11 protein-coding genes are annotated in these 11,426 nt (G+C 63.3%); 6 read left to right on the plus strand and 5 right to left on the minus strand.

The genetic code is table 11. From position 1 onward, the window contains the following. Positions 1–16 precede the first annotated feature (16 nt). Both clpA and A8950_RS12180 read left to right on the plus strand, forming a co-directional pair. Positions 17–2,323: an ATP-dependent Clp protease ATP-binding subunit ClpA gene (gene clpA / locus A8950_RS12175; RefSeq protein ID WP_133613955.1), complete on the plus strand. Its 2,307-nt coding sequence runs from the start codon at positions 17–19 to the stop codon at positions 2,321–2,323. A gap of 86 nt (positions 2,324–2,409) precedes the next feature. After that, on the plus strand, positions 2,410–3,033 hold the full coding sequence (locus A8950_RS12180) for a pyridoxamine 5'-phosphate oxidase family protein (protein ID WP_133613956.1): 624 nt from the start codon (positions 2,410–2,412) through the stop codon (positions 3,031–3,033). 6 nt (positions 3,034–3,039) lie between these two features. Here the strand turns inward: A8950_RS12180 and A8950_RS12185 are convergent, their stop codons facing one another. From A8950_RS12185 to A8950_RS12205, 5 genes are all read right to left on the minus strand, one after another. Continuing rightward, the gene (locus A8950_RS12185; protein WP_133613957.1) at positions 3,040–3,564 is read right to left on the minus strand and encodes a GNAT family N-acetyltransferase; all 525 of its coding nucleotides are present in this window, start codon (positions 3,562–3,564) and stop codon (positions 3,040–3,042) included. Further along, positions 3,561–4,130 carry a helix-turn-helix domain-containing protein gene (locus tag A8950_RS12190; protein ID WP_133613958.1) on the minus strand — a complete coding sequence of 190 codons (570 nt, stop codon included), beginning with the start codon at positions 4,128–4,130 and terminating at the stop codon, positions 3,561–3,563. Before A8950_RS12190 ends, A8950_RS12185 begins: the two co-directional genes overlap by 4 nt. 43 nt (positions 4,131–4,173) lie before the next feature. After that, complete coding sequence (locus A8950_RS12195; RefSeq protein WP_166645141.1) at positions 4,174–4,788, minus strand: GNAT family N-acetyltransferase; 615 nt, start codon at positions 4,786–4,788, stop codon at positions 4,174–4,176. A 206-nt stretch (positions 4,789–4,994) separates the two neighbouring features. Next, positions 4,995–5,501, minus strand: a complete 507-nt coding sequence (locus A8950_RS12200; protein WP_133613960.1) for a TIGR00645 family protein — start codon at positions 5,499–5,501, stop codon at positions 4,995–4,997. Further along, positions 5,501–6,886 (minus strand): aspartate aminotransferase family protein, encoded by a 1,386-nt coding sequence (locus A8950_RS12205; protein WP_133613961.1) that lies wholly within the window; start codon positions 6,884–6,886, stop codon positions 5,501–5,503. Before A8950_RS12205 ends, A8950_RS12200 begins: the two co-directional genes overlap by 1 nt. A 133-nt stretch (positions 6,887–7,019) precedes the next feature. Between A8950_RS12205 and A8950_RS12210 the strand changes: the two genes are divergently transcribed. From A8950_RS12210 to A8950_RS12225, 4 genes are all read left to right on the plus strand, one after another. Beyond that, positions 7,020–7,952: a 2-hydroxyacid dehydrogenase gene (locus A8950_RS12210; RefSeq protein ID WP_133613962.1), complete on the plus strand. Its 933-nt coding sequence runs from the start codon at positions 7,020–7,022 to the stop codon at positions 7,950–7,952. A 96-nt stretch (positions 7,953–8,048) separates the two neighbouring features. Beyond that, positions 8,049–8,549 (plus strand): hypothetical protein, encoded by a 501-nt coding sequence (locus A8950_RS12215; protein ID WP_133613963.1) that lies wholly within the window; start codon positions 8,049–8,051, stop codon positions 8,547–8,549. 177 nt (positions 8,550–8,726) lie between these two features. Beyond that, positions 8,727–9,989 carry an imelysin family protein gene (locus A8950_RS12220; protein WP_133613964.1) on the plus strand — a complete coding sequence of 421 codons (1,263 nt, stop codon included), beginning with the start codon at positions 8,727–8,729 and terminating at the stop codon, positions 9,987–9,989. 74 nt (positions 9,990–10,063) lie between these two features. Beyond that, positions 10,064–11,422: a di-heme oxidoredictase family protein gene (locus tag A8950_RS12225; RefSeq protein ID WP_133613965.1), complete on the plus strand. Its 1,359-nt coding sequence runs from the start codon at positions 10,064–10,066 to the stop codon at positions 11,420–11,422. Positions 11,423–11,426: the final 4 nt, after the last annotated feature.

The raw sequence follows: 11,426 nt of genomic DNA on the forward strand, positions 1-11,426 counted from the left end.
AAGGATGCCCCGGCCCATGCTGTCGCCCAATCTAGAACAGACCCTGCACCGGGCGCTTGCCTATGCGAGCGAGCGGCGACACGATTACGCGACGCTCGAGCATCTGCTGCTGGCATTGACCGAGGACCAGGATGCCATCGCGGTAATGCGCGCCTGCAGCGTCGATATCGACCGCCTGCGGCGCGACCTGATGGATTATGTCGACAATCAGCTTGCCAACATTATCGGCAAGCAGCAGACCGAAGCGAAACCGACCGCCGGATTTCAGCGTGTCGTGCAGCGCGCTGCCATTCACGTGCAATCATCCGGGCGCGAGGAAGTAACCGGCGCCAACATCCTGGTGGCACTGTTCTCCGAGCGCGAGAGCCACGCCGTCTATTTCCTGCAGGAGCAGGAGATGACGCGCCTCGACGCCGTCAACTACATCAGCCATGGCATTGCCAAGGTACCGGGCCGGGCCGAGCCGAAGCGCGTGCGTGGTACCGCCGAAAAGGGCGAGGAGGCCGAGGCGCAGGCGAGATCCGGCACGGAGGCGCTGGAAGCCTATTGCGTCAACCTCAATCAGAAGGCCCAGAACGGCAAGATCGACCCGTTGATCGGCCGCGAATCCGAAGTCTCGCGCACGATCCAGGTGCTGTGCCGCCGCACCAAGAACAACCCGCTCTATGTCGGTGATCCGGGGGTCGGCAAGACGGCCATCGCCGAGGGCCTCGCGCGCCGCATCGTCAAGGGCGACGTCCCGGATGTCCTCAAGAACGCCACCATTTTCTCGCTCGACATGGGCGCCTTGCTGGCCGGCACGCGCTATCGCGGCGATTTCGAGGAACGCCTCAAGGCCGTGGTCAAGGAACTCGAAAATCTCGACGGCGCCATCCTATTCATCGACGAAATTCATACGGTGATCGGCGCTGGCGCCACCTCCGGCGGCTCGATGGATGCGTCGAACCTGTTGAAGCCGGCGCTGCAATCCGGCTCGCTGCGCTGCATCGGCTCGACCACCTACAAGGAATACCGCCAGCATTTCGAGAAGGATAGGGCGCTGGTCCGCCGCTTCCAGAAGATCGATGTCAACGAACCCTCGCTCGAGGATGCGGTCAAGATCCTGCGCGGCCTGAAGCCATATTACGAGAAGCACCACAGTGTGCGCTACACGGCGGAAGCCATCCGCGCCGCGGTGGAACTCTCCTCACGCTATATCGGCGACCGCAAGCTGCCGGACAAGGCGATCGACATCATCGACGAGGTCGGGGCGGCCCAGATGCTGCTTCCCGAGTCCAAGCGCAAGAAGACCATCACGGTGAAGGATGTCGAGGCGACGGTTGCCACCATTGCCCGCATCCCGCCGAAGACGGTGTCGAAGGACGACAAGGCCGCGCTGAAGACACTGGAGCGGGACCTGAAGACCATGGTCTTCGGCCAGGACCAGGCGATCGATGCACTCTGCGCCGCGATCAAGCTGGCGCGCGCCGGCCTGCGCGAGCCAGAGAAACCGATCGGCTCCTATCTCTTCTCCGGCCCGACCGGCGTCGGCAAGACCGAGGTTGCCAAGCAGCTGGCTCGCGTGCTGGGTATCGAGATGGTGCGCTTCGACATGTCGGAATACATGGAGCGGCACACGGTGTCGCGCCTCATCGGTGCCCCGCCGGGTTATGTCGGTTTCGACCAGGGCGGCCTGCTGACCGATGCGATCGACCAGCATCCGCATGCGGTATTGCTGCTGGACGAGATCGAAAAGGCGCATCCGGACCTCTACAATATCCTGCTGCAGGTGATGGACCACGGCAAGCTGACCGATCACAACGGCAAGTCGGTCGATTTCCGCAATGTCATCCTGATCATGACCACCAATGCCGGCGCCTCGCAGATGGCCAAGGCGGCGATAGGCTTTGCCCGCGAGAAGCGCGAAGGCGAGGACCAGGCCGAGATCGAGCGGCTGTTCGCACCGGAATTCCGCAACCGGCTGGATGCGATCATTCCGTTCTCGAACCTGCCGGCGGAGATCGTGGCCCAGGTGGTCGACAAGTTCGTGATGCAGCTGGAAGCCCAGCTCGCCGACCGCCATGTCTCGATCGAGCTCAGCGACGCGGCGCGCAAACATCTGGCCGAGATCGGCTTCGACCCGCTTTATGGCGCGCGGCCGCTGGCCCGCACGATCCAGGAGCATGTCAAAAAGCCGCTCGCGGAAGAATTGCTGTTCGGCCGCCTGGAGAAGGGCGGTACGGTTCGGGTAGATTTCGACCCGACGGCGAAGAAGCTGACCTTCGACATCGTGGAATCAAAGTCCAACCCGCGGGAAGAAACGGTGGAATCCGTCGAGGCCTAGCGATCGGCTGATACATAGCATCTGACAACTGGCCAAGCAGACGCCCGGTCCGATAGGATCGGGCGTTTTTCTTTGAGGGGAAGGGCATGAACGACCAGTCGAATTTCCTGAATCCGGACTCGCTGCGGGCGCTCTACGGTCCGGCGTTGCCGACGTCACTCAGCAAGGAAGTGCCGTTTCTGACCGAACCCTATGCCGACATGATCAGGGCGTCGCCCTTCGTGGTCATCGCAACGGCAGGGGAGGAGGGGTTGGATTGCTCGCCGCGCGGCGGCCCGCCCGGTTTCGTGCGTGTGGTCGACCCGAAGACCCTGATGCTGCCGGACCGCAGCGGCAACAACCGCGTCGATACGCTCAGCAACATCGTGAGCGACGGCCGCATTGCCATGCTGTTCCTGGTGCCGGGCTGTGGCGAGACCATGCGCGTCAACGGCCGGGCCAGGGTTTCGGACGATACCGCGCTGTGCGAGAGCTTTGCCGATGCGAACGGCAAGGTGCCGCGCTCTGTCATCATTATCACCGTCGAGAGTGCCTATGTGCATTGCTCGCAGGCATTCTCGCGCTCGAAACTGTGGGATCCCGCAGCGCAGGTGGATCGCAGGTCCCTGCCCAGCATGGGGACCATGCTGCAATCGGCGGCCAACGCCTTTGACGGCGCCAAATACGACCGCGACCTTGCGGCCGAGGGCGGGCTCGTCCCGGACGACTGATGTCGACTACAGCACCTTATAGAAAAAGCTGGCCGGTACCGGCACGGGATCGTCGGCATGGCGGGCATAACTCGGCACCTCGCCGAACTTGATCCAGCCCATGCGGGCATAAAACCTCTCGCCGTCGCTGCCGCTTTCGGTGTCGAGGGTAAGGAGGGTGCGGCCGATTTCCCGCGCGTGGCTCTCGGCGGCGTCCAGCAAGGCTTTGCCGAGACCCTGACGGCGGGCGCGGCGGTGCACCAGCATCTTGGCAATATCCGCGCGATGCGGCTGGTTCTCCTGCGGCGCCAGGATGAGCTGCACGGTGCCGTCGACGCCGCCGTTCCGCTCGGCGACGAAGATGCGCCGCTCGCCCGTGGCAATGTCGCCGAGTGCCCGGTCCCACCATCGTGCCGACTTCTCCCGCGTCATGGGCCACACGAAATTGACCGAGGCGCCCCCCTCCACCGCATCGACCAGCAGATCGATGAGGGCATCGCGATAGGCCGGTGCCTCATCGCTTCGCAGCAGGCGAATGACATACTCGGTCATGGCAGTGTTTCCAGGGTAAGGATGACGGCATAGCGCGCCTTCTTGCCGCTGAGATTGCGGAAGGAGTTGCCCTCGCCCAGGCGCATGTGGAGGCAATCGCCGGACTTCAGCGAAAATGTTTCGCCGGCCATCTCGATTTCGATCTCGCCCTGTAGCATCCAGACATGCTGTTCGATGATGCGGTGCCGGCTCTTCTCGAAGCGTACCTCGGCACCGGCAGGGAAATCGATTTCGACAATGCGGACTGGCGATCCGGTGCCGGCGGGGGCCACCTCGCGACGCAGATAGCCGGTGGCGGGGTCCTGCCAGACCGGCTGGTCGGCAGCGCGTAGCAAAGGCGTAGCGTTGTCCCTGGCGAAGAGGCCCGACAGACTGAGGCCGAGCCCGGCGCAGAGATTGTCCAGGATGACCGCGCTGGCATGCACCTCGCCGCGCTCGATGCGCGATATCATGGCGCGGCTGACACCACTCCGTAGCGATAGTTCGTCGAGAGAGAGGCCAAGGCTTCGCCGCCTTGCGCTGATGCGGGTGGCAATCAGCTGGGAGAGGGGATCGGGTGTTTCCATTAAAAGAGAATATTATCTCTTAATAGAGAAACCAAGCCTATTCCTATTGCAGTGCCGGGAGTTCCCAATGATACCCGATCACCGGGAAGTCGGCGCCGCCGACGCGCTCCAGCCGCGCAACCGGCAGCCTTCTGCCGCCGAGTCGCTGGTAGAATCCGATTGCCGCCCGATTTTCAGCGAGGCACCAGACTTCGGCGCCGCTGGCGCCACCCAGTTGCAGAGCGGCAAACCCGTGCCGCAGCAAGCTTCGGCCGATCCCCTGGTCGCGCCAATCTGTGGCGACATAGAGCATGAAGACCTCGCCGGCCGATTCCTCGTGGCCCTGGGTGTCGCGGCTCATGCCGAAATGGGCAAAGCCGACGATCTCGTCTTCGCTTGCCGCCACCAATGTGCCAGCGCGGCCGGCGAGGCTGGCAAGACGGCGATCCCAACTGGCGATTTGGGCTTGGGGTCGCAAGCGGATGAGATGCGCGTCCGGCAACAGCCCGGCATAGGCGTCGACCCAGCTTTCGACATGAACCCGGGCAATGCCGCCGGCATCGCTGGCGCGGGCGGTGCGGATCAGTGGCTGGGCGGACTCGGTCGCCGGCTGCATGGCGACAGTATAGGGCCAAAGTTTCGCCGGAATGCAAAGCTTGCGCGTGCTGCGTTGCGGCAAGGAAAAGGGCCGACGTCATGGGGGATGACGCCGGCCCGAGGGCTCAAATGGGGGTCGAGATGATCTGTGGAACTCCATGCCACCGCGTTTCGGTTCCGTGGCGGTGACAAGCAGACCTTAGCATCGCTTCCCTTTAATTTGGATGAATCCACCTGCACCATAGTGTGCAGAAGTATCGATTGATCCCTGGACTTGGGATTTGGCGTTCAGTTGCCCTTGGCAGCGGCCATCCTGTCAAGGAAGGCGAGCAGCATAGCCGATGCTACGAAGGTCAAGTGAATGATCACCAGCCACATCAGGTTTTCGTTGCTGAGAGACTGGACATTCAGGAAGGCCTGCAACAGGTGGATGGAAGAAATTGCGACGATGGAGGCCGCCACCTTGACCTTGAGCGTTCCGGTGTCGAGCTTGCCGAGCCAGGAAATGCCATGGCGCTCGGCGTCGATATCGAGGCGCGAAATCATGTTCTCGTAGCCAGAGATAACGACCATCACGACGAGGCTGGCGACCAGCACTGCGTCGACCAGCTTCAGCACCGACAGCAGCATGTCGTTCTTGCTCCAGACCCCGATGTTCTGGAACACGCTGACCAACTCGCCGGCAAAGCTGACGAAGTAGGCGACAAGGGCGAGACAAAGGCCGAGATAGAAGGGCAGCAGCAGCCAGCGCGACCAGAAGATCAGCCGTTCCATCAACGCTTCGAAGCTTTGCATCACAGGATCTCCGCAAGCACCTGATCCAGGCTGACCTTCAGGATGTCGACAATCTCGTCGATCTGCGGTCGGCTCGCTATGTACGGGGGCGAGATGATGGCGATATCCCCGCTGTGACCGTCGACATTGCCGCCGACCGGATAGCAGATCAGGCCATTGAGGAAGCAGCGGTCGCGCAGGCGCTGATACATGGCAAGGCTGGCCGCGAAGGGTCTCTTGCTGCCGCGGTCCTCGACCAGTTCAATCGCCCAGAAAAATCCGCGGCCGCGGATGTCGCCGACATGCGGATGCTCGCCCAGAGCCGCTCGCATCCGACTTTCCAAATAGCGCCCGTCCTCGCGGACCTTGTCGAGCAGCCGGTCGCGCAGAATGATCTTCTGCACCGCAACGCCGGCGGCGCAGGCCAGGGTATGGCCGGTGAAAGTGTGTCCGGTCAGCAGTCCGCCGTATTTCTCGAACATCGGCGCCTTCAGGCGCTGGTGATAGATGGCAACGCCCAGCGGTACATAGCCTGCAGCTAGTCCCTTGGCGGCCGACATGATATCGGGCTCTACGCCGTCATGTTCCAATGCCCGCCAGGTACCGGTCCGCCCGGCCCCGCACATGACTTCGTCGGCGATCATCAGCACGCCATAGCGGTCGCAGATTTCCCGGATACGCTTGGCATAGCCCGGCGGTGCCGGCACGCAGCCACCGGCAGCGCCGACCACAGGTTCGAACACGAAGGCTGCGACCTTGTCCGCTCCAAGTTCCTCGATCTTGCGCTCCAGCTCCTGGGCGCAGTACTCGCCGACTGCGACCGGGTCGATCCGGCCGCCGCTCCCGGCCAGATAGCCGGCCGGTGGCCGGTAGGCATTGGCCGGAGACAGCAGGTGGCTCGGCATCAGCGCCCCTTCGAATGCCTCGCGCCGGGCCTGGAACCCCGAGATCGATGTCGCGCCCATCGTGTTGCCATGCCAGGAACGCTCGCGCGAGATGAACAGGCGCCGGCTGCGCTGGCCGATCGAGGTCTGGTACTGCAATGCAATCTTGATGCAGGACTCGATCGCCTCGGACCCGCTCGAGACAAAGGTCATGTTGCGCAGGCCGCCGCCGCAGAAATTCGCCACCATCTCGGTCATCTCCTCCAGCGGATCGCTGGTGAAGGTATAGCGGTAGCCATGGGCGATGCGGTCGAGCTGGCGCTTGATCGCCTCGTTCACCTCGGGATGCGCATGGCCGAGCGAGTAGACCGCCGGGCCGGAAGAGCCGTCGATATAACGCTTGCCCTCGGTGTCGAAGACATAGCAGCCCTGGCCATAATCAACCTTGGGCAGTCGCATCGGCTGCCAATCGGTTCCCTGTTTGGCGGCAGAACCTTCGGCAATTGCTGGCCCGGTTGACATTGCTTGCTTCCTTTGGCTGCTATGACACGGCTGCGATCTGGGGCCAGCCGGTCCGGATATAGCAGATGGCCATGCCCGAGATGCGCCGGGCGTGTCAAGACGCGCGGAATTGCCGGCAGACTGGATCGAAGCGATGGCGATACTCTATGCAGCAGAGGCGGATGAGGCGGCGCAGTGGCGCCAATCGCTGCTGTCACTTGACCCGGGTCTCGATATCCGGGATTGGCCCGATTGGGGCGCGGCAGACGACATCGACTTCGTGATCGTCGGCGGGCGGGCGCCAGGGGATTTGAGTATTTTTCCGCGATTGAAGGCGATTCAATCCACCTGGGCCGGCGTCAACCACCTGTTGCGGTCTTCGGGTCTGCCGCCGGATGTTCCGATCGCCCGAATGGTCGATCGCGGCCTGACCGAAAGCATGTCCGAGTTCATCGTCTACCATGTCATGGATGAATTGCGCGGCGGGCCCGCCCTACGGGCGGCGCAACGGGAGCGGCGCTGGCTGGAGACAACGCCGCGCTTTCCGCGTGACTTGACGGTCGGGATCCTGGGACTGGGGACGCTGGGCGGCGATGCTGCCGCCAAGCTGGCGACAATCGGTTTTCACGTGCGCGGATGGAGCCGCACGCAGAAGGACGTGCCGGACGGGGTCGATTTGTTTGTCGGGGCGGCGGCATTGCCCAATTTCTGCGCCGACCTTGATGTCGTGGTTTGCCTGCTGCCTTTGACAGCCGAGACCGAGAATATCCTTTGTGCCGATCTGTTCCGGCATTGCAGGATGGGCGCCCTGCTGGTCAATGCGGCGCGGGGAGCCCATCTGAATGAAGCCGACCTGCTGGCCGCGCTCGCCGATGGCCGGATCGGCCGCGCCGTGCTCGATGTCTTTCGTACCGAACCCTTGCCGGACGAGCACCCCTTCTGGCGTCACCCGGCGATAACCATCTCGCCCCACGTCGCCGCCATCACCCGGGCCGGTACCGGCGCCGAGGATATCTTGGCCAACTTCCGCCGCGCCATGGCCGGCGAGAAGTTGCGCAACGAGGTCGACCGCGACAAAGGATATTGATCCCATTTCAGCGGCTTAACCGCTGGTTAACGGGGTTGCGCCATGCTGCCCCGATCGCGCCCGTACCCCGGGCGCCTGTGGCATGGACTTGCGCCGATGGCCATTCGCCGTCATCACCTGATCGAAGAAGCCAAGGCCGAACTCGATCTCGCCTATGAGGAAGTGAAACGGGCCGAACAGGCCGTGATGGCGCTTGAATTCGAATACAACGAACGGCTCGGGCGGGAAGGTGGCGACGGTGCCGCCCTGATCGCCGAGAAGGAAGCCAAGCAGGAGGCGTTCCATCTGGAAGCCCTGTACGACCTGCAGAACGAATCAGCGCAGCGCTTTGCCATGGTAAGCGCCGCCTTTGCCATCGTCAGTTCGGTGCCCGACGAGGACATGTCACTCGACCTCATCAAGCGCATCCTGTTCCGACGGGATTTCCTGCGCCGGAACAAGATCGCCGTCGATCGCAACATTCGGGCCTTCCACCGGGGCCTCCGCGAGTACATGCGCAAGGAAAGCAACGCCGAGGCCGATCAGGCCGTGCGTCAGGCCTGGGGCGAGATCGAGCGCATGACTACCGCCCAAGCCAAGGAAGCCCAGGCCGCCTGACCTCGGAGGCAGCATCCCGGTAAGGTATGGCGTTGTCCGCCCCGATTTTGACGCCTGTCAATGCGAGTAAGTTGCAATCGCGAAAACTCTAGGTTAGGACTGTCGGGTGGGTAATCGATCTTGGTTCCGGCCAAGCGAATGCCGTCCGACAATTCCCGGTTATGAGGCGCGATACACATGCGACAGATGATTCTGGCAGGGGCTGCCGCCGCCGCCCTGGTCACGGCGAACGGCCCGGCAATGGCTGCCACGGAAGCCGAAATCCTGCAGAACTATGCAGATATCGCCGAGGCGATGTATGGCGATGCCATTACCCAGGCCGCAGCACTCCGTGCTGCGGTTGCCCAATTGGTGGCCCAGCCGACAGACGCAAATCTCGAGGCGGCCAGGACCGCGTGGCGCGCCGCTAGGCCCCACTACCAGCAGACCGAGGTCTATCGCTTCGGCAATCCCGAAGTCGATGAACTTGAAGGCCTGGTCAATGCCTGGCCCCTCGACGAAGGGCTGATCGACTATGTCGACGCTTCCTATGGGGAGGGTTCCGACAGCAATCCCTATTACACGCTGAACGTGATCGCCAATCACGAACTACAGATTGGTGCCGAAAAGGTCGACGCCGCCGATATCACCAAGGAACTGCTGCAATCATTGCAGGAAGTGGGCGACAACGAGGCGAATGTCGCCATCGGCTATCACGCTATCGAGTTCCTGCTTTGGGGCCAGGATCTCAACGGTACCGGTCCGGGTGCCGGAAAGCGCCCGGCCAGCGATTTTGACCCGGCTGCCTGCACCAACGGCAATTGCGACCGCCGCGCCGCCTATCTGGTGGCGGCGACCGACCTGTTGGTCGACGATCTGCAGCAATTGCAGGATGTCTGGAAGGCGGACGGAACTGCCCGGAAGCGACTCCAGGCTGACGCGCGGGCCGGCATCGGTGCCATCCTGACGGGTATCGGCAGTCTCTCCTATGGCGAACTCGCCGGCGAGCGCACCAAGCTCGGCCTGATGCTGCATGATCCGGAGGAGGAGCATGACTGCTTCAGCGACAACACCCACAATTCGCACTACTACGACCAGGCCGGCATGGTCGCTGTCTACAACGGCAGCTATCGAAAGCTGGATGGCGGCACCGTCTCGGGTGCCAGCGTCAAGGAGTTGATCGCCGCGAAGGACATTGCGGTCGATGCACGCATCACGGCGGCCATGGAAGCGACCACCGGCGCCATGACCGTGCTGAAGGAGACGGCCGATGGCGGCGAGATGGCCTATGACCAGATGCTGGGCGAAGGCAATGCCAAGGGCAATGCCATCCTGGAAGAGGTGGTGGCAACCCTGGTTGCCCAGGCGCGCGCTGTCGAGGCCGGTGTCGCCGCCCTCGACCTCACGATTGCGGTGGAGGGCTCCGACAGCCTCGACAATCCGTCTGCCGTCGGTCAGTAATGACCGATCTGGTCATGATCTAGCCGGGCGGGCGGGCTGGCCCGCCCGGCTAACGGCGCCCAAGAGGCCATAACTTGCGCTACGGATGGATTGCCATCGCGCTTCTTGTCGCGCCGATCGCGCCGCCCGCGATGGGCCAATCGTCGCCATCGGCGAGCCATGATGCCCATGTCAAGGCGACCGTCATGCGTGACCCGGTGCTGCCGGCAGATGGCCGCGGCCGCATGGAATACACGCTCGGTCAATCGATCTTCGAGCGCATCTGGGTGTCGGCTCCATCCTCGACCGAGGCGGCTGACGGACTTGGCCCACTGTTCAACGCCCGCTCCTGCGTTGCCTGCCATCCTGGCGGCGCGCGGCCCAAGGCACTGATCGATGTGCAGGGTGTCGTGCCCTCGCTGCTGCTGCGCCTTGGCCGCGCCGACGGCAGTCCAGATCCGGTCTATGGCGTGCAATTCCAGACAGCGAGCGTTGCGAATGTTCCCGCCGAAGGTCGCCTGGACCTGGTGATGGAAGAGAGCACGGTGGCGCTGTCGGACGGCGAGGTGGTGCAGCTTAGGCGCCCGATCGCTGTGGTCTCGGCACTTGGCTATGGTGCAATGGCGCCCGACACCGTATTCGGCCTGCGCATCGGTCCAGCCATTCACGGCATCGGACCGATCGACGCCATTCCGACGGGCGAAATCCTGTCCCGCGCTGACCCGGACGACCAGGACGGCGACGGCATTTCAGGGCGTCCGTCCTTGCTTGATGAAGGGCAGAGCATATTGGGGCGGTTCGGCTGGAAGGCAGTTCAGCCTGACATGAAGAGCCAGAACGCCCATGCCTTCATGGCCGATCTTGGCCTGTCGAGCGAACTTTTCCCTGATCCCTATGGCGAATGCAGCGCCACGCAGACGGCCTGCCGCTCTGCGCCCAGTGGCGCCTCGCCGCAATATGGCGATCTCGAGGTCTCACCCTTGCTGATGGAAGTGCTGGACCGATTTGTTGCCGAGGCGGTGCTGCCGCCCGTCAATCCGACTGACGACGCGGATCCGGCAAGCATCGCCCGCGGCAAGGCGATTTTCGGCAAAGCAGGTTGTACGGCCTGCCATCGCGAGAGCTATGAGGTGGCCTGGCCGGCGGGTTCGACCGCATTGCGCCGCATATCGCCTTATAGCGATCTGCTGCTGCATGACATGGGGCCGGGGCTGGCCGAGTTCCTCGCCGAGGGCGCCGCCGATGCAGCCGAGTGGCGCACGGCACCGCTTTGGGGTCTGCGCTGGGCGCTTGACGAGAATGGCGAAGGGGCCCTGCTGCATGACGGCCGTGCACGCAACCTTCTGGAGGCGATCCTCTGGCATGGTGGCGAGGCGCAGGCGGCACGCGACCGCGTGGTCGACCTGTCAGCCGAAGAACGTGTGGCACTGATATCCTTTCTTTCCAGTCTGTGATGGC

Source organism: Dongia mobilis (assembly GCF_004363235.1).
Classification (GTDB): Bacteria; Pseudomonadota; Alphaproteobacteria; order Dongiales; family Dongiaceae; genus Dongia; species Dongia mobilis.

What these genes read in the sequence shown, in the direction of transcription:
- A8950_RS12190 (WP_133613958.1), bottom strand. Translation starts at nt 4,130, where the DNA reads ATGGAAACACCCGATCCCCTCTCCCAGCTGATTGCCACCCGCATCAGC.
- A8950_RS12180 (WP_133613956.1), top strand. Translation starts at nt 2,410, where the DNA reads ATGAACGACCAGTCGAATTTCCTGAATCCGGACTCGCTGCGGGCGCTC.
- A8950_RS12185 (WP_133613957.1), bottom strand. Translation starts at nt 3,564, where the DNA reads ATGACCGAGTATGTCATTCGCCTGCTGCGAAGCGATGAGGCACCGGCC.
- A8950_RS12200 (WP_133613960.1), bottom strand. Translation starts at nt 5,501, where the DNA reads ATGCAAAGCTTCGAAGCGTTGATGGAACGGCTGATCTTCTGGTCGCGC.
- A8950_RS12210 (WP_133613962.1), top strand. Translation starts at nt 7,020, where the DNA reads ATGGCGATACTCTATGCAGCAGAGGCGGATGAGGCGGCGCAGTGGCGC.
- A8950_RS12220 (WP_133613964.1), top strand. Translation starts at nt 8,727, where the DNA reads ATGCGACAGATGATTCTGGCAGGGGCTGCCGCCGCCGCCCTGGTCACG.
- A8950_RS12215 (WP_133613963.1), top strand. Translation starts at nt 8,049, where the DNA reads ATGGCCATTCGCCGTCATCACCTGATCGAAGAAGCCAAGGCCGAACTC.
- clpA (WP_133613955.1), top strand. Translation starts at nt 17, where the DNA reads ATGCTGTCGCCCAATCTAGAACAGACCCTGCACCGGGCGCTTGCCTAT.
- A8950_RS12205 (WP_133613961.1), bottom strand. Translation starts at nt 6,886, where the DNA reads ATGTCAACCGGGCCAGCAATTGCCGAAGGTTCTGCCGCCAAACAGGGA.